This is a genomic window from Sphingobacterium sp. MYb382, assembly GCF_037572665.1.
Lineage (GTDB): Bacteria > Bacteroidota > Bacteroidia > Sphingobacteriales > Sphingobacteriaceae > Sphingobacterium.
In genome coordinates this window covers 679,828-702,362 of sequence record NZ_JBBGZT010000024.1, presented here as the reverse complement: position 1 = coordinate 702,362, position 22,535 = coordinate 679,828, and the positions used below count along the sequence as shown (strand labels likewise).

The following is a 22,535-nucleotide window of genomic DNA, read 5'->3' as shown; positions in this document are numbered from 1 at the left end:
GCGGTTATTTACTTTTATTAAACTCAATACGGTCATACACCCATTGTCCACGAAGGTTGTTACCATTTTCATCTACGGTAAACTGACCATCTTTTAAATAACGTCGGTACAATTCGAATCGACCGTCTTTATTACGGTCTTCCAAGATAAGTTCTCGTTTATCGGATAGTATTTCGGACGACGTATATTTCACTTCTTTAGAATAGTGACCGATTATAACGTAGTAGGAACGAAATAAATCGAAATAAGGATAGTGCCCCGCGTCTCTAGCGAATAAAATTACTTCTACCTCTTCGGCCTCATCTTCCATGGGCACGACCTTACTCTGGTTGAATCCGTAGCCCGACTTAACGACCGAGGGAGGATAGGCATTCCAGGTACGAGCTTCTGAAGTTTGATATTGGGCATGCGAAGCTTTTGTAAAACACAAAAACGCAAAAAGGTAAAAAACATGCTTGAATGTCATTCTTATCTTTTTAAATAAAATATTTTTTTGACTTGGTATAGGTTTGCTAAGCATTGAAGCTTAGCATGGTTATCAGCACAATATAAGAAAAAAAGCTTCAGTCTACTTACTAAAGACTGAAGCTTTTTCATTTTATTTCCAACCAGGGTTTTGATCTAAAGCACCTTTAGAAGCATCAATCTCCTTTTGAGCGATTGGGAAATAGCGAAATTTCTCTGTCCAGCCTTTAGCTGCCAGGATCTCGGTACCTTTATCGAAGCGCATTATGTCAAACCAACGTTGCATCTCATCAATAAATTCGTAACCACGCTCTTCAAACAAACGATTTAAAGCATCAGTTTTTGACAATCCTTGCAAGCTAATTCTGTTGCTAGCATTTTGAAAAGCACGATCTCTAATTTGGTCAAACCAAACCTGTCCTTCGGCATCTACCTGCCCTAAGCTTCGTACCTGCAACTCTGTAGCTAAGAGTAAAACATCCGCGTAGCGGAAAAAGCGAAATGGCATAGAATAGTTGTTTAACGGATTTACATCGGTTGCATTCTCCTTGCGTGCATGGTATTTATAATGACCTAACCATTCAAATTTCTCTTGATTGGTTTGAATACGAAAAGCAGCACTAGATTCCAATTGACCAGAAGCAACTAAGGCATTCACTTTATCGATTTCTTTCTTATAGTCGATTACGGTACCTTCACGGCGCGTATCACCTGTTTTAAACATTCTGTAGATGGTGCTAGGCATGGTATTCTGCCCATACCCTTCACGAAGGCCTCCCTGTGCTGCCGAGCGAGGATCAATAACGCCACGACCGCTCAATGCTCTTCCCAAACCATTTCCTTCGCCAGAGTTATTACCCGCATAGGCGATATCATAAATATTCTCGGAGGAGAACTCTCCTTCTTTCAACCAAATCTTGGTGTAATCAGGAAGTAAAGCATAGCGTTTGCTAGCAATGATTTCTTTCAAATCTGCCAAAGCTGTAGGGTATGCTTTTTCATCACGCTGAAACAACACAATTTTTGCGCGCAATACACGTGCTGCATCTTTACTTACTCTTCCTTTTTGTGTACTTCCTTTTTCCGGTAAATACTGGATAATATCATTCGAAAGATCATTCATCATAAATTGATAAATCTCTTCACGTGTGCCTTTCTTCACGGAATAAATCTGTGATGGCGACAGACGATCACCTATTAATGGAAACTGCTCGTAGCCCATAAATAAATGGTAGTAGAATAATGCTCTGTAGAACTTTGCTTCAGCAGAGATAGCATTGGTAAATGTCGCTGGAAGGCTGCTTTGATTTAACTTAGAAATCAAAATATTACAGCTGGTCACACCGTTATACAAACCATAGTCCCACTCATTCCACCATGCTGGAGACGTGGTCGGGTCGAATGTAAATCTATCATACTTTTCTTTGTATACCCCTTCACCAATTCCGCCTCCTGATTCTGACTCGTCGGAAAGTAGCGAGGCATAGCTAAACACCTCCATCAAGCCATTTTGAGCATCATCCATGACGGCATGCAAGCCCATCATTACTTCTTGTTCATTTTTATAAAACTCCTGCTCAGAAACCTGCGTCGACGGGTTTATCTCTAGAAATTTACTACAAGAATTCAATCCTACTAGCAAAGAAAGAATAACTGTTGATCTTATAATTGTTTTCATTAGCTTCTAATTTATACGTGAATAGATAGGGTTAAAAGGTTACACTCGCGCCAATCGTGAAAATCTTTGCTTGCGGGTATGTACCACCATCAAAACCATTACGTGTACCTACCTCAGGATCGTAACCGGTGTACTTTGTTGATGTCCACAAGTTTTCGCCTTGTGCAAATACACGTAGCTTAGACATCCACAATTTTTTAATCGTTGCCTCCGGCAATGAATACCCTACTTGCAACACTTTTAAACGTACATAATCACCTTTTTCAACAAATAAATTGGATACCCAAGTTGTGTTGTGATTGGGGTCTCCTTCTACTACGCGTGGCATCCAGTTGGATGTCCCTTCACCATGCCATCTATTCAACCAGCTGTCGTCCCAGTTGGCCTGCGTAATATTAGCTCTACGGTAGAACTTATAAATTTCATTGCCTGCTACACCTTGCAAGAATGCTTGCACATCAAAGCCTTTCCAATCGGCATGTAGATTAACGCCAAAGGTCCAGTCAGGATTTGGTTTTCCTAACATTTGACGGTCATTACCATCTAGGCTGCCATCACCATTCACATCTTTGAAGCGTACATCACCCGGTTTAGCATTTGGCTGGATAAGCGCACCTGTTTTCGGATTCACATAGGCATTTACCTCATTCATATTTTGGAAGATGCCATCATGCACATAGCCATAGAAAAATCCATATGGCTTGCCCGACTCCATCCATGTAACGGTACCGCCAAGTCCACCACCGATAATATCGAGACCTACGCGGTCTGGACCGATATTGCTCACGACATTTTTCACGTAAGAGGCATTAGCTCCGATTCCAAAGTTCACTTTGTTGATTGTTCCTTTGTAGGACGCTTCCAACTCTACCCCTTTATTTTTTACCGCACCATAGTTCACACGCATACTTCTAAAGCCTGTGTATTCTGGTAATTGCATCCAAAGCAACATATCTTTGGTGTTTTTCACGAAGTAATCTGCTGTAAAACTGAACTTACCATTGAATAGACGTAGGTCTAAACCGATATCCGTCTGCTCTGAAGTTTCCCATTTAAGGTCTTCATTCACATAACCTGATGTTTTTGCTCCTGTAAGTACTTTGCCATCAATAACGGCATTGTAACCCACAGACATGTTGCTGGTATATCCAAAAGCACCAATCGCCTCATTACCATTTTGTCCCCAGCTCGCTCTGATTTTCGCAAAGTCTAACCAGCCCGGTCTGTTTTCCATAAATCCTTCTTTCGTCAATACCCACCCTGCGGATACAGAAGGGAAAACGGCATATTTATGCTTGGGTCCAAAATTGGATGAGCCATCACGACGCATCACCGCTTCAAAGAGGTATTTTTCATCGTAATTGTAGCTTGCTCTACCAAAAACAGATACCAACTTATGCTCTGATGCCCCGCCACTAACACGCTCGTTAGCACGATCAGCCGTTGCGATATCGATATACGCTTTATTCAAATCAACCACCAACAAATCGTAGTCTGTACCTGATAAGTCGGAATAGAAGTAAGAAGACATTGTTGTTCCGGCCAATAAGTTTAGGTTATGCTTATTCCACGACTTCGTGTACGACAATACATTCTCTACTTGCCAAAATTTGGAATCTGACTTTAAGTCTTCTACGATGGAGTTTTGGTTTTTATTATTTGTATTTAGGTCGTAAACTGGCGTCACCTTACGGCGCGAATTAAATGCCCAATCTAAGCCTAAGGAGCTCTTCAGTTTCAAGCCTGGTAAAATAGAAACATCTATGTTCATATTAGACCCGAAATATTGTGGCGTGCGCAATTGATTATTATTAACCTGCATCGCTGCCAACGGATTGTTGATCTCATTGAGGTCGATAATATTGTAAGGCATCCCGTTAGGAGCGACAATATAGTTCGGAAAGTTTTGTTGATACTGCTTGATCTTTGCAGGATCCGTCTGATAGATAGCTTCTGTTGGTGGCAACATGTTTATCGAAGCAATTAATCCACCGGCTTCCGAGTTTCCTATATCAGAGCCTTTTCTACGCTCTTTAGCATAGTTGGCAATAGTGGTAAACACCACTTTGTTCAACCAGTTTCTGGAATCTTTATCCATCAATGTCGTTGAATAGTTCAAGCGCGCGTTCGTACGTTCATAGTCGGAATAGCCCTTTCCAAAAATACCGGACTGCTCAACATTAGAAAACGAAGCATAGAAACTACTCTTATCGGTACCTCCGGATAAGGAGAACTTATGGTTCTTCAAGGGTGCATTCTTATACGTTAAAGCCTCTTGCCAGTCGGTATTCACCGTAGATGGCGTAGGGAAGTATGGCGATTTACCGGAGTTCTGCGCCATCTCGTTCATCAACATTTGATAATCTGTGCTATTCAACAGCTTAATTTTACGTTCTGGATTTTGGATGCCATAGGTAAATTCGTAGTTCATTTGCGTAGGGCTACCTTGTCTTCCTTTTTTTGTACTCACTAGAATTACACCGTTTGCTCCACGTGCACCATAGATAGCAGCCGAAGCGGCATCTTTCAAGACCTCGATGGATTCAATATCGGAAGGATTCAAATAGTTTATACCGGAGTAAGAAGGCATACCATCCACGATGTATAAAGGTCCAGCATCATTCACCGTACCTGTTCCTCTAATTCTGATTTTAGAGTTAGCACCAGGCTGTCCGGATTCAGAGGTAATCTGCACCCCCGAAACTTTACCCTTAAGTGCATTCTGCACGTTCGTTGGATTTCCAAGATCTAGCTCATCGGCTGTCACTCGACTGATTGCTGCCGAGACTACACTTTTCTTTTGTGTTCCGTAACCGACTACGACAACTTCTGATAAATCAGAAACTTGGTCTTCGAGCACCACACGTATTGTTCTTTCGTTGGTTACATTCACGTCCTGTGGTTTAAAACCTACAGCCGTAAATTGTAGTACAGCACCATTCCCCGTTAACTCCAAATTGAAAGCACCTTTACTATCGGTCATTGTTTTTTGTGAAGTCCCTTTAAGCAATACCGTTACAGACTGCATCGGTGTGCCTTGCGCATTAACAACGGTACCTGAAATTTCCTTTTTCTGTTCTTTCACATCAGTCGTCACCGCCTTTTGCTCTTTTGCTGGAGCTTTTTCAATAACAATACGGTTATTACGGACGAAATAACGTAAAGACTGGGGGCTTAAAGCCTTATCCAATATGGTTTCTAACTCGGCATTATTCATGGATAGGCTCACCGGCTTACTGCCGGCTAAATCTTCTTCTAAATACAAAAAATGGAAGCCCGTTTGCTTACGCAGGTCTTCGAAAAGTCGCTTAAGACTTATATTTTTTGAGTTTATGGAAGCACGCTGTCCAAATACCTTGGCTGTAAGTTGCGTTGTCGAAAGCACGACTAGCAGGAGTATAAACTTGAGCATCATCAAAAGCTTAATCAAATCACTATTAGGGGACTTGCTAAAGCAAGCCATTAATTTTTTATACATTTGTAAATGGGTTTGAATTAAATTGGTTACACAAAACTATCATCATTTAGGCCCCAGCATTTGATGCTTTATGACCGGAGATGTTCCAGCATTTCCGGTTATATTTTAAGGCGAATATATAGGCTTAACTTACCATACTATCCGGACCTCCTTTCCTGTTCTATTAAATTTAAAACCACTTAATAATTCCAAATCTTGCAACAGGTCGTCTAACTTTCCTGTGATAGGAAATGAACCACCAATACGCTTGGTAGGCAACCCCTTCTCGGTTACCACAGAAATATTGTACCAACGGGCAACGGTCTGCATGACCGAAGCTACGTCCATATCGTTAAAGACAAAATACCCATTGCGCCAAGCCATTGCCTGATCAAGGTCTGCTTTCTGCAAATGCATATCTACCCGACCTACTGCACTTATAACGGCATATCCTGGCTTCAAAGCGAGCTGTTTATCTTCTTTACGAACGGTAACAGCACCTTCAAACAGGGTTGTTTTCACGATCTTTTCTAGCGGATAAGCTGACACATTGAAATGGGTACCATGGACTAACACTTCCGTTCCATTGGCCATCACTTTAAAAGGTTTACTGGCATTTTTAGTCACTTCAAAGTAGGCTTCACCTTCTAGCTGGACATAGCGCTCATTCGTAGCGAACACACGTGGAAAGCTAATTTTTGAAGCGGCGTTAAGCCATACCTGGGTTCCATCTGGCAAAGCAAAATTAAATTGCTCTCCCGTAGGAACCTCAATGGTACAGCTACCCATATCTTGGCTACTATTTTCGAGTATATTTTGAATATTCTCCTCATTATCTGAGTCAAGCGAAATAGCTCGACCATCGGCGGTTCGCAGTATAACCCCAGAAGCTTGTTGATCAACGGAAGAAGCTAGCTGCTGTACGGTTGTTGTTGGTGCCACCTGCTGATATGTCCACAGAAAATAACAAACGCCAATCAGCAGTATTGCAGCCACAGATGATGCTACCCAATATGTCTTTAGGGGTCTCACAGGTTTTTTGATTCGCTGATCTATCTCTTGTTTGATTTTTATCTTCATCAGCAATCGTTGTTCTTCCGAACTCCATTGCCAATGATTAATCATCGGATTTTTCAGCAATATTTTTTCGATAAGTGCTTGCTCCTCTTTCGAACATGCGCCAGCAGCATACCGTTTAAAAAGTATTTTAAACTCTTCTTGATTCATAATTGAGATTTTGACTTTAAGGTAAAATCAATATGAAGAGTATGTTAAATCACCCAAAGTGGTAGCTGTTTTTACACAAAACACATAAACACCTAAAATACAGATGATTAATTTTTGTAAAAGGAAGAAAAATAATCAAAAATAAGGAAAACAGTAAGGTAAGGTAAATAGGCAGGGTCAATATGATGACGCAGAAACTTCAATGAATTATAGATTTGTTTTTTAACCGTTTGGTCGGATATATTCAATAATTGAGCAATTTCCTGGTAAGAAAGATATTGTTTTCTACTCAGAATAAATATCTCCCGCATTTTTACAGGAAGCTTATCAATCTCATTATCAATCCAATCGCTCAGTTCCTTCAGCTCGACCAACTCTGGAGACGAGACATCAGGCGCTGCATAAAAAGAAGACATCTTCTCTACCAAGTGCTGGTTTTTAAGATTATCCTTCAATCTTTTAAATGCTTTATTACGTGCTAGTATGAAAAGATAGGCTTTTATAGAGCGGATGCGAGGAATCTGCGCTTTTATCTCCCAAAAGCTAATGAACGATTCTTGTACAATATCGGCTGCCTCGTCGAGGTCATTCAAAATACGCATCACGTACTTGAACAAATCCTCCCAATAGGTTTCATAAACATGTGAAAATGTAGCTTCATCCCCATCTGCCAATAAGGATAATATTTTTGGATCATTGGCATTGGTTATCATCCCTACTTAGCATTTATTTGATTGGTTCTGCAATCTTACAAAATTTCAAGAGGATTGCAAAATATCGGTTTCATAAAAAGAACTACGTAAAAGCCCCAATTTTTCGCACAACACCTTCAAAGTCATCGCGCAAAATCTTGGCTTTATTTTTCATCTTCGTCCTGTAATTATAGATGGTATTCACAGAATAGCCTAGAAAGTTAGCAATCTTCGTACTGTCCTGGATTCCCAATCGGATAAGTGCATAAATACGTATTTCTGTATTTAAAACTTCTCCTTTTTTGATTACTATTTGCTCATCATCGAGCAATAAAGCATTAAAATGTAGCAAAAAGTCAGGAAAAAGATTTAAAAACATCCTATCGAAATTGGCATATAGCTCCTTAAATTCAACTTCCTTTAGTGTGGTATCACGGGTGGCTGTAAAAAGAACTTCATGCTGATTATGCTGCAATTTTTTATGAACCATCTTCCGGTAGTCATCGAGCTTCACGATATAAGAAGAACAAGCATCCAGGAAGTAGGCTATGTATTCCTCTTTGATGAGATTTGCTTCGGCGACTTCTAAATTTCTTTTCTTCAGCTCTTCGTTTGTGCTAGAGAGCTTTCTATTCAACTCCGACAATTCTTCATTGATTTCCTTAAGCTTACGGCTAAAATTTTGTCCCTTCTTCATCTGCTTATAGACATAAACGACGGACACACTCAAGAGTACAGATAAGACGGAGGCGAGAATGAGTAAATAATGTAATTGCTTATTTTTTTTATCACTACGCAATTGATATTCTTTATCGATGATGGACTGTATCGTCAACACTTCGGAGCTGCGAATACGACTGTTGTAGTCACCACTATTCCCAAGCGCAAAACGAATATATGCATAGGCTCTATTAACATCCCCTTCTTGCATCAGCAGGTTCGCTAATTGAGAAATAGAGGCATTATCTTTAATTCCATGCTGCACGTCGGATAGTGCCGACAAAATCAGGTATTTCTTCTCGTTAACAAGATCGTTCATTTTTCGAAAAATCAACGATCGATGGAAAGTCACTAAAGCATATTGCGTAGTATTAGGCATGGCAAAGTTCAACCTTTGAGCATTAATTTCCAATGCCTTTGCATACGTTCCTTTAGTTCTTAATGATTTTTCTAAAGTACGTAGATAGATTTCACTCCCTTTCTCCGCATTTTGCAATAAAGAATCACTATAAGCATTTGCTTTTCGCCAATATTGACGTCGATTTCTACTATCTTGACTATACATCCCCAGGCCCGTATAGAGCTCTCTATTGGCGAATAAATAGTCTAAATATTCATCTTTATTTAACGCTTTCACATCCATTTTCTCCAATAGGTCTGCACTTTCTTTATACATTCCCAATCGGACAAAAAATATAGCAGAAGCAATTTGTGCTTCTTGAACTTTCGACAAATCTGGCAAGGTCTCTGCTAAGTCCATATTGGCATTTAGATAATGTATCGCAGAGTCTGAAGAATAGGCTTTGTACTCTTTAAACAGCAACTGATTGAGCCTATAGGCTTCTCCTGCATTATCTTTACGCTTAATCAACTCTTCTTTAAGCGCTTGTATCCTTCTTTCTTTAAGATGTATATAAACTTCATTATTTTGTATATAGCTATCTAATTTTTGTAACAACGTGTCGGGTACATCATGCGCTGTTGCAGCGATGGTGCATATAAAAAGTAACATCGAAAGAAATAGATACTTATGCATAAATAGGTTGGTTAGGCTTATCTATCAAAATTTCAGCTAGTTCACAATAACGGGATAACAAAAACGTCTTTAGAATTGGCTTAAATCATGGTTTTGACTGACTAAAGATAATAATTAAAACGAAAAATAAAGATTTGTTCCATGTTACGAAAAAACAAATTTTATGCTGTTTCACGAATGTGCAGAACGTATAAAAGCAAGGAGAAGCCTCCTTGCTTTTATATAAAAATAAGACTCATTAAAATACACAGGTTTGTGTCAGACAAATCAATGTATTGCAGTCGTTATTATTTCTTAACGACTTTTTTTGTCGATGGGCTTATCAAAGACTCCATTGATGGATACAACAATCGACGACGATCTGTCAACTCTAATTTTACATAGGTCTTAGCGAGATTTTTATATTCTTTTTTCGCTGGATCTAGCTCCACAATACGTAATAAATCGACACATAAATCTTGCTGTTTAGCTTCCCATCCACTGATCTGCTTATAAGGCCAACTCGTCACTCCTTTTCCTAAGAAAGTCGCTAAGTAGTCTATGGCTTTATAGATAGAACGTCCATCGGCAGACTGTTCAGCCAACAAATTAATACCCAGCTTTTGCGCTGTAGCAGCGACATCAATCATGTGGGTTAAATTGTACTGCGAATAATGATAGGCCAATGTGCGCCATAGCTCATTGGGTTGTTTTCCATCAGGTTCTATTTGTGCAAATATTCTACGCGCAGGAAAGTCGTTAATCACTTTTCTTGCTGCATCTTCATTTCCTGAAAACAGGTAATAGGTAACCATTTGGGAATCGTATGCTGTTGCATGATTGTTTTTCGCATTCTCCTCCGCAATCCCTTGACTACTTTCTTTCATCCATTTTGCAAAGTCAGAAAACCATTGCTGCAACCCTTGCTCTAAGGCAGGCTTATAGCTCGGAGAACTTTTCAACAGCGGCAAACTATTGATCATGCCGACAAAGGAATAACTATCGATAAGTCCTTCAGGACGTCCTTTTGAGCCATCACGACCTGGGATAAACTGCGAATATTCTAGATTGGGATTCATTCGAGTTTCCTCATCAAAAAACCAAACACGAACAAGTTGCACAGCCTTATCGGCATATTTCTCATCACCACTATAGAAATAGGCTAAAGCAAGGGTATTTACGGCACCACACATATCTCCCAAAGTATTGCGATCATACCCATTTAACTCAGGATTCGACTGTCCATCTTTAAAGACATAAGGAAGCCCATCTTTCGTCTCAGGGTTAGGCCACCAATAGCGACTTAAGCTCACATAATCGTGTTTATCGCCACTAGGGGCGCGTCCTTTTTTATTAGTTACCGAATAAATATGTCCATTTAGCGCTTTGTCTGCTTGCGCAATCAACGCTGCATATGCTGGAGCATATGCAGCTTGATTAACGTGTTCTTTTATCGTTTGCATCTTCTGGGCGTCCCAAATCCATTGGGCCTTAAGGCCTGCAATAGATAGGAACCCGACAAGCAATGTTAAACTTAATCTCTTTATCATCATTCAAGTTTATAGGTTGATTAAATAGAAGAATTATTTAGTTCCACTTAAAAGAAACTACAGCACGAGCTGGTACCGCATAGGTAAATTGCTTACGTCCATCAGAAACAGCAATCTCTCTAGCTTTTGTATCTTTATTAACCAATACTAACGCGCGAGACCCATCTTTATTTTCAAAACCTGTATAATCAATCGCATCATCGGCATTTTTTGTTGTGCCAATACGTACTGCACCAGGCTTAACAACTGCTGCCAAATGACTAATCACATAGTAATGTGAATTACGTGTAATTGTTTTAAAATCTTTCGCAATATCGACAGCACCATAGCATGTTTTACAACCTTCCTCACGCCAAGGGCCGCGGTCAGCATCCAACATCAGGTTCCACACCATAACACCTTTACACCAGTTATTTAATGTGCCCGTTCCTAACTCCTGCATATCTTCGACCAAACGAATGGTAAGATCTTGCCCTTTATTCCAAGTACCGATAGAAGATTCTGTAAAGATTAATTCTTTATCTGGACGAGCTTCATGAATTTTCAACAATTCACGGCGGTTTCCACCATAGTTATGGTAAGCAGCACCCGTAAAATATTTAGCAGCTTCGCTATCTTCATAGATATGCAAAGGATACTGTTGTTGATCCTTCATATTATCATAGTTATAATTATGATCGAAGGCATATACTTTGGTTTTTAAACCTGCTGCGGCCAACTTAGGTCCTAAACCAGCCTTCACAAAGTTTAATTGCTCTTGCCAGCCCATAAAAAGAGAAGCGGAATTACCACGATTAAGCGGTTCATTTTGTGGTGTGATGGCATAGATTTTCAATCCTTCTTTTTCAAAAGCATGAATCCATTTCACAAAATAGGTACCATAATCTTCATAATATTTTGGATTTAGTTGACCACTTGTCCATGAGTTAAAAGGTTGTAAGTCGGTTAGATTATTAACCTTCATCCAGCGTGGAGGTGTCCATGGAGATCCTAGAATTTTGATTGACGGATTAATTTTAAGGATTTCTTTAAGAATAGGGATTACGTAATTATGCTCTTCATCTTGCAAAGCGAAATGCTCAAGGCCTTCCTCATCACAACAGGTGTATTCGCTCATCGAAAAATCAGAACAGCCAATAGAGATACGAATATAACTATGACCAAAGCCATTTATAGGATCGAACGTTTCTTTTAAGAAGCGTAAACGATCAGCCTTATTCATTTGCATTAAGTTATAGCAAGTAGACCCAGTAACGGCGGCGCCAAAGCCATCAATCTCTTGGAAACGTACTTTAGCGTCAAGCTCAATAGTTGTTGCATTGGCACTCACTTTTGCCGAAGCTTTTTGATTTGTTTTCTTTAAATCTCACGACCGGTCACCCTTCGTCGTATAAATGGATACGTTAGCCTGGGGTAAAGTATTTCCCGCGAAAGCTGCCGACCCAACAAAGCAGGTCAACATTAAAGGGGCAATACTCTTCTTCAACCATGTAAGATTAGGTTTGATCATGTTCTTCATTTATTTTTCAGTTGTTATTAAGGTTTATCGCTTGCTTTTATTTTACAAGCTAGGTTAAAATGGTATTCAGCGATTTCATATCAAGGTTTTATCAAAATGCGTTCAAGGAGGAATAAACAGCGCTTCAAATCTATCATTTCAAGAGATCAAACAGGTCTACTTTTAAAAAAAATGAAATAGACAATCTCCTTAAAAAAATACAATAAGCTCTAATATAGCATTTTAATAGATTCGTAAAGCTAAAAAAAAGTAGTAAATAATAAGAAAACACAATGGTTTTGTTACTAAGTGGACTGCTATAGGGCATCTATGCTAGAAAAAGGGACACTACATCTTTTCCTCTCCAAAAAAAACATTAAACACTGAAGAACAAATAATTAGCAGTCCCCAAAATATATGATTGTTTCACTTTTTTTTCCAGCTAAATTTTGTCCTGCCTTTACTCTTTACATTTGTTTCATACGGATTTATTAGCAACGGGCCTACCGTGACATATTTCCCAAATAGAGAAAAACTAACCTTTTTTTTAAAACCTTATTGCTTGTACTATGATGAAATAAATTTACAAGAACCTAGAATAAAAATGTCGTAAAGACAGCGCAGTAAACTAACCAAAAGTATAGTTACAGAATGGACTAAAACACTATCCTGTACACCAAAATTTCAAACCTAATTAGTCAAATAACATGAGAAGAAAAGAAAAATTCTCCGTGCTGTTTGGAGAATTGTTTTCGCTTTCCTTTTTACCGAAAGAACGCTTAAGCACTCTTAACGCATCCTCCATTTGGGCGTTCATCGTTCCTCAAGATGGAATCAAACAAACGTTCATGCCTCATTTTCCTTCCCTGAAGGCAACATTCATTCGTTTATCCTAAAGCTGCAACTTATGAATATAAGAAACATAACAAAAGCCTTTACCCAGGCAATGAATGGAAAAATGTCCTTGCTACTTTTTCTTTTCTTGATTCCTTTTACACTGTGGGCACAAAATAAGAGTGTAACGGGTTTGGTAACCGATAATAAAGGAAACCCCGTTGCTGGCGTAACAATCTCCGTAAGAGGCCAAGATGCAAAAACAAATACGGACGCTAATGGACGTTACAGCCTGAACATAACGACAGGGAAAACGTTAATCTTCACCTATGTTGGTTTTAATACCGAAGAACATAACTTAAAAGCGGACGAAAACACCGTAAATATTAGGCTGACAGAAAGTGCAGCAGATATCGATGAGGTTGTAGTCGTTGGTTTTGGTAAGCAGAAAAAAGAAAGTGTTGTTTCCTCCATCAGTAGTGTTACTGCTAAAGATCTTGCCGTAACAGGACGTGGGCTAACCAACTCCCTGGCGGGTAAGCTTCCTGGAATTATCGCTATCCAACCATCGGGTGAGCCAGGTTATGATGACTCCAACTTTTGGATTCGTGGTATCAGTTCTTTCGCAGGCGGTACAGGTCCATTAATTATTATCGATGGAGTACCTCGTAGTAAAAGCGATATGAGCAATATTCCTGTTGATGAAATTGAAAGCCTTTCCGTATTGAAAGATGCAGCAGCAACAGCGGTATATGGAGCAGAAGGCGCAAATGGGGTGGTTTTAATCACGACAAAACGAGGTATACCACAAAAAACGGCTATCTCTGCCAACCTACAACATGCTGTACGCAAACCTTTACGCTTGCCAAAATCGTTAGACTCTTACAACACTATGGTATTGGTCAACGAGGCAGACTGGAACTTTGCTGGTAATCCGACAACATGGTTGCCGACAATAAGCGATGACATTTTAGAAAAATATCGCACTGGATCAGACCCTGATCTTTACCCCAACACCAACTGGCTAGATTTGTTAAAGCCGAGCACCAATGTTTCACGTTATACGTTAAACTTCCGCGGTGGTGGTGATCGGGTACGCTTTTTCACTTCAGGAGCCTACTACTCTGAGGATGGTTTATACAAGAGTAATACGATAGAGAACTATAGTTCCAACTTAAAGTATGATCGTTTCAATTTGCGTTCAAACATTGATATGGACATCACAAAATCAACCAAAATGTCGGTCGATCTTTCGGGCTTTTTTGTTAAGCAAAATGCACCTTCTATCACGGCTAATGATTTATGGAGTTTAGTTGCCTTAACACCGAGACATCTCTTTCCGATGATTTATTCGGATGGCACCTATGCCGAACATAGTCTTTTTTCTACAGGTGCAGAACGTGTAAATCCATACAATCAACTTAATTTAACGGGCTATAGCCGTAATCAAGAAGTCACCATACAATCTAAGGTAAGCTTAACACAAGACCTATCTGTAATAACGCCAGGCTTATCGTGGCGTGGAGCATTAAGTTTTGACAACTTATCGCAAGGACGTATCAACCGCACAAAAGAACCTAGAGCTTTCAATGCAAAAGGACGCAATCCAGATGGAAGCCTATTATTAACCCAAGTACGTTCGGGATCAGCCTTATCCAATCCAGTATCTGCTGGTAGCTCGGGCGAACGCAACACCTATATTGAAACCGCTTTTGACTATAAAAAAACCTTCGGTAAGCACGACGTATCTGGTTTATTTCTTTACAATCAGAAAGAAAAACAATATCAGAATAGATCTACCGGTGTTGAGATGCTTCCTTTCCGCAAACAAAGTGTTGTTGCCAGAGGTACTTATGGTTTCGACAATCGCTATTTGCTTGAAGCGAGTATCGGTTTAACGGGTAGTGAAAACTTTGCTAAAGGCTTCCGTTGGGGTACATTCCCAGCTGTGGGTGCCGCTTGGTGGGTCAGCAATGAAAAATTCTGGGAACCCGTAGAACCAATCATCAATAAATTAAAGTTCCGTGCATCTTATGGTAAAACAGGTAACGATGTTATTGTAGATTTAGCACGATTCCCATACCGTGAGCAAGTTGAAGAAGGTGCACCAGGCTACAATTATAGCTGGACCGGCGGTGCCGGGGTCGGCAATAACGGGCAAGGAAGTGGAAGCCCTGGTGCAGGAATTATTGAAAAAGATTATGCAACACCAAAACTGAAATGGGAGGAAGAGAATAAATTTAATACGGGTATTGATATTGGTTTGTTTAAAAATCGTATCGATGCGACTATCGACTTTTTCTATAATGAACGTTCTGATATTTTAGTACGTCGTCGGACAATTCCAACAGTAGCAGGTTTCCGTGTGACTCCTTTACAAAACTTTGGACGTACAACCAACCAAGGTATTGACATGAATGTTACAGGATCACAACGTATTAATCAGGTGAACTTAACGGCTCGTTTAACCTATACCAAAACGAGAAATAAAATCATCGAATATGATGAGATACCACAGGCTTTCGACTACCAAGCAGTTACGGGACAACGTATTGGACAACCAATGATGCATATTGCAGAAGGACTATACACTCCCGATGATTTCATTATTACCAAAAGAGCAAATGGAAGTGAAAACTATGAGTTAAAACCAGGTATTCCTGACCCAAGAACACAAGTATCCCCAGGTGATATTCGCTATAAAGATTTAAATGGCGATGGTATTATTGACTCTTATGATGCTAGTTACACAAATGGATTCTATTCAAGTGCAGCACCTGGCGTCGTTTACGGCTTTGGCTTAACAGCCGATTGGAAAGGATTTAGTATCGGCGCCTTCTTCCAAGGAGCTGGTCAATTTTCGACCAATTTACTAGGAAAAGCGGAAAACTTCTTCCCTTTCCAGCGTGCGGTTAGTGATGCTGCATTGCGTGAAGAAGCAATGGATCGTTGGACAGCAAGTGACCCTTACAACCAAAATGTCCTATTCCCACGCATAAGCTCAAGCAACAACTCCAATAATACAAGAGCAAGCTCTTGGTGGTATAGAGATGCTTCATACTTACGCCTTAAGAACGTAGAATTTGGTTATTCTGTGAACAAGAACTGGTTAAAACGCTACCACGTCAACGGAATGCGCGTATATGTGCAGGGAGAAAACCTCGCTACTTGGGATAAAGTAAAATTCTGGGATCCTGAGATTACAGGCCGTTCGGGATCACGCTACCCAATTAGTGCTACATGGACCTTTGGATTAGATATCACTTTTTAATTGAATCGAAGATGAAAATATTAAATAAAATACTGTTTTGCTCTTTATTAGCAACAACAGCCTTATCAATGTCATGCGCCAAATACCTCGATGTATCAAGCGAACTGGCAGACAACCTAACCATAGATGGTGTCTTTGAGAACGCGAATTATGCAAAACGCTGGCATGGGAACACGTACAACTGTATTATTGAGTACTCTAAAAATGCCGCAAGTGCCGACAATATGAGTAACCCTTGGTCTGCGATATCTGGCGAGCTTGTTACCAACTTTGCACGTAACATCATGGTATCTGGCTACAATGCCGGAAATGCGGGCTACCACCGTTGGGCTACGCAATACCAATATATCCGTCAAGCACTAATCTTCATTAAAAGAGCACATCCTATCGATGGCTCAGGGAGTGATGCCTTCCCGTTGGAGGAGGTAAACCGCTTAAAAGATGAATCCAGATTTCTAATTGCTTATGCTTACTTCACCTTACTAGAGCTTTATGGACCAGTTCCGTTAATCACAGAAATTGAAGACTCGCAAAATCAAGATATAGACTATGCTCGTGCGCCAATGGACAATATCATCAACTATATTGATGGTTTATTGGGCGAAGTGATTAATGCAGGCGTACTTCCATCAACCATCAAAAATAGTGGTAACGGTACCTACAATACCGGAGAGATGGTTCGCCCAACAATCGTTGCTGCAATGGCCTTGCGTGCTAAGCTTTGGGTATATGCCTCTTCCAAGCTTTTCAATGGTGGTTTTGCCGAAAGTTTGAGCGTAGTAAACCGAGATGGAACACAGCTTTTCCCAAGCTATAATGCAGATAAGGTTCAAAAAGCAAAAACACATTTAGAGGCTTTCTTAGAATATGCACATGGCCGCGGGCATAAGCTACACGAAGAGTTCAATCCGGTTACAAAAGCATTAGATCCGCATGAATCTATCTATCAATTGTTCCAAAAGTATAATGATGAAATTATATGGGCAACTGCATACAACAATTACAGCGATCCAAATGCACAGGAACGCCGTAGTAACCCTATTGAGTTGTATTCCAACCCAACAAGTTTTGCGAACATATCCATCTCTCAGGAGTCGGTAGATGCCTTTTTCATGAATAATGGTCTTACTATTTATGACCAAGGAAGTAATTACAAAGAAAATGGTTTCACCACGGTCAATAACCCAACCCATGTGAAGAACAATCCTGATCCGAATGTATTCAACATGTATGCAAACAGAGAGCCGCGCTTCTATGCAACGGTGGGCTATAATGGTAAAAGTTGGCACCTACATGCCAATGAGCATCAAAAACCGTCGGGAATTTTCTATCAATGGTTTGGAAAACAAAAGCCTTCAGGTATGACTTCTGGAGAAAACTGGCCGCGTGCAGGTTACTTATTCTACAAGTTTAAGAATAGACGTATTGTACAAGGAAGAACTTCCGTAGATGTAGCAGGTGCACCGGGTACACCATTTACCGTTTACACATCATGGTCTAGACCTTCTATTTTATTGCGTTTAGCAGATTTCTACCTTTACTATGCTGAGATTCTGAATGAAATAAACCCTAATGACCCGAGAATCATCGAATACATTGATAAAGTGAGAATCCGTGCAGGTATTCCGGGCTATGCTGCCATGAAAGCCAACAATACGAAAGTAAATGTCATTGGCAATAAGGAGGCGCAATTCAAAGCTATCGTTCAAGAAAGACATGTCGAACTCCTTGCTGAAGGACAACGTTGGTTTGATATGCGCCGTTGGATGATTGCTGATCCAACAGCGGCCAATCAACCCGACAAAGGTGGTGTTGATGGTGATATGACGCGTATTTCGGGTATGTATACGAATGGATTCGACAACATAAGCATTACGGTAGGAAATCAGGCAACACCAATACGACCTATAGGTGACCCTGAATCCTTCTTCCAACGCACACAATTAGAAAATCGTCGTTGGTACAAAGAATATTATTGGTATCCTGTTCCGCAGAATGAAATCAGTAAAAGTCGAGGCAGTTTATTGGTACAAAATCCATTATGGCCAGCTGTCATCGTACCTAAGTAATCTAATTTAAAATTATCCTTCTTTAATCCTGCAAGCTAAACCCTTGCAGGATTTTTTTTGTAGGTCGATTCCAGATCATTTTACTTCATTTTTCCTTTTGACCGCTAATGAACATACGACTGTTCATTAGCGAACAGTTGTTCAAGATGCTATAAAAACACAAAAACCTGAAAAACAACTATTTAAAAAGTTTGGCAAGGCCATTGCCTATATCCATGAAAAAGAACTTAAGATTTTTAAAAAAATAAAAGATGAAAAAGACAATTACCCTACTGATGAGCGCCTTTCTAATGATTGTATCGCTACAGACAATGGCCTCAAACAAGGCTAACCCATTAAAAAACTTTAACGCTACACAGATTTTAACAAGCTATGTAGAATCTGCTACACAAGGTAAAACAGAACTCAACAAATACCTTTTGGCAAGCGACTTCACGTACCAAAACAGTAAAAATGAAAAAACATACAACAAGCGTGAATACTCGGACTTTACAGAAGCTAGCAAAGGACTAAAATATGATTGTACGACAACCTATGAAGTAACGGAGCAGTATGGCGACGTATACCGTGCAAAAATTACAATGAAGTTTGCTCAATTTACACGTGTTGATTATGTTACTTTAACGCAGTCTAAGGACAGTTGGAAAGTAAGTCAAATCATTACAACCTATCCATAATCTTCAAAAAAATCAACAAAAAACCGGCTCAGTTATCAGAAGCCGGTTTTTTTTGTTAAAAACTGCTAAATACAGTCAGTGAAGGCAGATAAAATCAAAAATAAAGTAACTTAGCACCACCGGATTTACATCCTTAACTCGCTAACAAACGGTATGAAACCTATCCTAAAACTTTTTTTATGCCTCCTGCTGCTTCCTATTAAAAGCTTGATGGCACAAGTTCAATTTATTGACGAAGTTAGTCTACAGCCTATTCCTTCGGTCAATGTATATCACCAAAAAGGAAACCTTATTGGTTTTTCCACCAAGGAAGGCATCTTGGAGTTTATACCTGAGGGGAAAGCTAAAATTAGCTATCCCTTACAAATCCATGTGCAGCATGTATCCTACGAGAATGCCACCCTACAGATAGCAAATGAGAACGACAAAAAGACCATCCGCTTAAAGCCTCGTGCAAATGTTCTTCCTGAAATTGTGATGAACAAGCCCGACGCAGCATTTGTATGTATCCGTGGTTACTTCCGCTCCTTGGAGACCTACAATTTGGAGCATAAATACTTTGCCGATGGCATCATGGAGTTTTACATTCCTTTAAAAAAAGGAAGGGTAAAATATAAATTGCTAGACTACCGTGTTTACCGGGACTCCGCCGTTGTAAAAGAATATAATGAAAAAATGGGACCTTTTTTTCAGGCGCCACGTGTGGTTGATATTGCAGCAGGAAAGATGCTTGACCGGCTCACCAAGCTACAACAAATAGAAACAAGCGATAGCAGTATAAGTTTACAGAAAAAGAATAGCGAAGTAGGACATGTTTTAATTGCTAAGTCCCAAAATTCATTAAGCTTCTATCAAGATGAAGTCCTTCCGGACACGGTAAGATTTCAAAAAATATTCCGCCTAGAGGCGAAAATACGACATGCCGCATCTATAGAAAATTATGCCTCGACATCCTTAAATACGGTATCGGCTAAAGATTTGCAAAATGTATATCAACTCATCACTGGCAGTATAAAACGGAAAGCCGAGTTTGGACACATACCCTATGAAGTTATCAATGAGTTTTATGTGATGGACCGCAGCTTCCTTTCCGAAAGCGCCTACAAAAAAATAGAATCCGAATTGACAAAAAACGTCTATAAAGTACCAGCACATAGCAGGTATAAAGAACGCTTTTGGGAAAATCTAACCCCTTATGATATTGCCCCCATCAACCAAGGCCTAGCAACTCAATTGGGAAAAAACTTGAAATTAGTAAACTAAAATCCAGCAAAAAACAAAAGGCCCGAACATAAACTGCTCGGGCCTTTATTATTTTATTTTTAAAGTCCTTTCAATAGATCTCCCCATAATTCGGGGGCGTCTGTTTGTACGATACGTACAAAGGGAAAACGCTTCAAAAAGTCGGTGTAAATGGAAATACCTTTCTTGGCCGCTTTATCATCGGCTTCGCCCAAGCTGTTTATCCAAAAGAAATAACCTTGCTCTTTCCAGCTATTCAAAACTTTCAAATCCGTAAAAGAATCGTCTAGGTGTACTACTTTGGTCATAGCTAAGGATACAATTTCACGTAGGTCATCCATACTGCGTGCACGCGGAAAAAGCGTGATCCTAGGATTTAATGCATGTAAATCAGCCATCTTTTGATACTCGTAAAGAAAAAATAAAACCTCGTCCTCCATTCCTTCTTGATGAATTAAGGCATAGGTCTTTTCCATAAAGCCATCTCTATCCTCTTTGTAGTCAATATCGATAATAACTTTACCCTTACAGCGTTTCAACGCTTCTTGAAAAGTTGGAATACGCTGCTGACTTATTTTACCATTTGCTGTTTCGCGCAAATAGAGCTGCTGAATTTCAGCATAGGTATACTCACTAATTTTTCCCTTTCCATTAGTTGTTCGATCGAGCTTTTGATCATGCATCAATACTAAGACACCATCTTTTGTGGCGCGTACATCTAGCTCAACCACCGAAACACCTAGTTCTATAGCCGCATCAACAGCGGCTATAGAATTTTCCGGCGCGTGGTTATGCGCCGCACGGTGTGCTGCAACATGGATGTCTTGCTTTCCCAGTTTGGCCAATAAAACTGAAGATTGCGCAAGCGCTGTTGTAGCTAATGAAAGGTTAAAAATTGTGGTTAAAAAAAGTCTTATACGTTGAGAAATCATTATTTCTTCAATTCAAATGAATCAAACAATTCACCATTCAGCTTGTAAGCTTGAAGCTTTAAACTTTTAGGTGTAATATGGATTACTTGATACAGCTGCGTATGCGAAGTCGCTACTTGCATCCATCTGTCCGAATCGGAATCATACATTTTTGGCCCTGCTACAGAAAGTAAATAAACAGGACGTGCTTTGCCGATAGATCCGCGTGCATAGGTATGATCATGACCTTGCAGCACAACATCAACACCATACTGTTCAAAAACTGGTTTAAATCGCTCACGCAAAATTGTATTATCGCGACTCTTAGCCGTTGACAACACCGGATGATGCATCAAAACGATATTCCATTTTTTCTTAGAGCTTTTCAAAACATCCGTCAACCAGTTCAACTGAATTTCAGCAGATATCGAGTCGAGCATAATCATCTGCGAGTTTAAAGAAATCACACGCAGATCTTGGTAGTCCATATAGTAAACAGACTCCTTCAAGCCATCAGGCCCATTAGTAGGCAGATTAAACTGCACTTTCCAGTGTGGGTCAAGTACAAGATCACGTGCCTCATTACGGGTATACTCGTGGTTTCCTGGCGTAGGCACAGCAGGTATCATTTGGTGAATGAAACTCGCTCCCTCAAACCATTCTGCCCATTCGTTATCCGTATTCGAACGGTTGATTAAATCACCACCATGCATAATAAAGCGCGCATTTGGTGCTTGCTGGAAGGCACGACGAATGCTTCTTGACCAAAGGGAACGCAAATCATTTTGGGCATCGCCCAAATAAATAAAAGAAAAATCACCCGCTACATCTGCTGTACGAAATTGATTCCATGAGCTCCAATTTTCACCATCACCCACACGGTACACATATACTGTACCTGGTTTTAGGTCTGTAAAAGTCACGCGTTGGTAGGCGTCTGCTCTTCCTGGCTCCCGATCTAGCCAAAGACGTGTTCCCGTCACGGTTACAGCTTTCGTTACTAAATCTGGCGCGCTTAGTTCTTCGGCTACTTGCCCCACCACATTACCACTGCGATTATCGCTACGCCACGATACCGACTGGGTAGTTGTTGGATCTGCCGACCAAGTCAACATGATACGATCTGGCAACTTACCAGCTTCTTGCGCAAGGGCATTTCCCAAACTAGCACTTAGGCCAAGGGCAATAAAAAAGGTTTTTAATCTCATGCTTATTTATGTATTTAGTAA

15 protein-coding genes are annotated in these 22,535 nt (G+C 40.0%); 5 read left to right on the top strand and 10 right to left on the bottom strand.

Going from position 1 to position 22,535, the window contains the following annotated elements:
* Nucleotides 1-4 precede the first annotated feature (4 nt).
* The 8 genes from WH223_RS13580 to WH223_RS13545 form a co-directional block, all read right to left on the bottom strand.
* Nucleotides 5-466 (bottom strand): hypothetical protein, encoded by a 462-nt coding sequence (locus tag WH223_RS13580; RefSeq protein ID WP_340048271.1) that lies wholly within the window; start codon nt 464-466, stop codon nt 5-7.
* A 132-nt stretch (nt 467-598) separates the two neighbouring features.
* A complete protein-coding gene (locus tag WH223_RS13575) occupies nt 599-2,143 on the bottom strand; it encodes a RagB/SusD family nutrient uptake outer membrane protein (RefSeq protein ID WP_340048270.1) in 1,545 nt (514 codons plus the stop codon).
* A 31-nt stretch (nt 2,144-2,174) separates the two neighbouring features.
* Complete coding sequence (locus tag WH223_RS13570) at nt 2,175-5,621, bottom strand: TonB-dependent receptor (protein WP_340048269.1); 3,447 nt, start codon at nt 5,619-5,621, stop codon at nt 2,175-2,177.
* A 129-nt stretch (nt 5,622-5,750) separates the two neighbouring features.
* Nucleotides 5,751-6,827 carry a FecR family protein gene (locus tag WH223_RS13565; RefSeq protein WP_340048268.1) on the bottom strand — a complete coding sequence of 359 codons (1,077 nt, stop codon included), beginning with the start codon at nt 6,825-6,827 and terminating at the stop codon, nt 5,751-5,753.
* Between the two features lie 107 nt (nt 6,828-6,934).
* Nucleotides 6,935-7,540 (bottom strand): RNA polymerase sigma factor, encoded by a 606-nt coding sequence (locus WH223_RS13560; protein WP_340048267.1) that lies wholly within the window; start codon nt 7,538-7,540, stop codon nt 6,935-6,937.
* An 82-nt stretch (nt 7,541-7,622) separates the two neighbouring features.
* Nucleotides 7,623-9,275: a DUF6377 domain-containing protein gene (locus WH223_RS13555; RefSeq protein WP_340048266.1), complete on the bottom strand. Its 1,653-nt coding sequence runs from the start codon at nt 9,273-9,275 to the stop codon at nt 7,623-7,625.
* Nucleotides 9,276-9,562: 287 nt separating this feature from the next.
* Complete coding sequence (locus WH223_RS13550) at nt 9,563-10,807, bottom strand: alginate lyase family protein (RefSeq protein ID WP_340048265.1); 1,245 nt, start codon at nt 10,805-10,807, stop codon at nt 9,563-9,565.
* A gap of 34 nt (nt 10,808-10,841) precedes the next feature.
* Complete coding sequence (locus tag WH223_RS13545; protein WP_340048264.1) at nt 10,842-12,134, bottom strand: glycoside hydrolase family 30 protein; 1,293 nt, start codon at nt 12,132-12,134, stop codon at nt 10,842-10,844.
* Between the two features lie 875 nt (nt 12,135-13,009).
* Between WH223_RS13545 and WH223_RS13540 the strand changes: the two genes are divergently transcribed.
* The 5 genes from WH223_RS13540 (at nt 13,010) to WH223_RS13520 (ending at nt 20,416) form a co-directional block, all read left to right on the top strand.
* Nucleotides 13,010-13,198, top strand: a complete 189-nt coding sequence (locus WH223_RS13540; protein ID WP_340048263.1) for a hypothetical protein — start codon at nt 13,010-13,012, stop codon at nt 13,196-13,198.
* A gap of 11 nt (nt 13,199-13,209) precedes the next feature.
* Entirely contained in the window at nt 13,210-16,407 is a 3,198-nt protein-coding gene (locus tag WH223_RS13535) for a SusC/RagA family TonB-linked outer membrane protein (RefSeq protein WP_340048262.1), read from the top strand.
* Between the two features lie 11 nt (nt 16,408-16,418).
* Nucleotides 16,419-18,476: a RagB/SusD family nutrient uptake outer membrane protein gene (locus WH223_RS13530; RefSeq protein ID WP_340048261.1), complete on the top strand. Its 2,058-nt coding sequence runs from the start codon at nt 16,419-16,421 to the stop codon at nt 18,474-18,476.
* Nucleotides 18,477-18,727: 251 nt separating this feature from the next.
* On the top strand, nt 18,728-19,153 hold the full coding sequence (locus tag WH223_RS13525; RefSeq protein WP_340048260.1) for a nuclear transport factor 2 family protein: 426 nt from the start codon (nt 18,728-18,730) through the stop codon (nt 19,151-19,153).
* Nucleotides 19,154-19,363: 210 nt separating this feature from the next.
* Entirely contained in the window at nt 19,364-20,416 is a 1,053-nt protein-coding gene (locus tag WH223_RS13520) for a hypothetical protein (RefSeq protein WP_340048259.1), read from the top strand.
* A 59-nt stretch (nt 20,417-20,475) separates the two neighbouring features.
* Here the strand turns inward: WH223_RS13520 and WH223_RS13515 are convergent, their stop codons facing one another.
* Together WH223_RS13515 and WH223_RS13510 are read right to left on the bottom strand one after the other, a co-directional pair.
* Nucleotides 20,476-21,240 carry a glycerophosphodiester phosphodiesterase family protein gene (locus WH223_RS13515; protein WP_340048258.1) on the bottom strand — a complete coding sequence of 255 codons (765 nt, stop codon included), beginning with the start codon at nt 21,238-21,240 and terminating at the stop codon, nt 20,476-20,478.
* A gap of 86 nt (nt 21,241-21,326) precedes the next feature.
* Nucleotides 21,327-22,514 carry a metallophosphoesterase family protein gene (locus tag WH223_RS13510; RefSeq protein WP_340048257.1) on the bottom strand — a complete coding sequence of 396 codons (1,188 nt, stop codon included), beginning with the start codon at nt 22,512-22,514 and terminating at the stop codon, nt 21,327-21,329.
* Between the last annotated feature and the right edge of the window lie 21 nt (nt 22,515-22,535).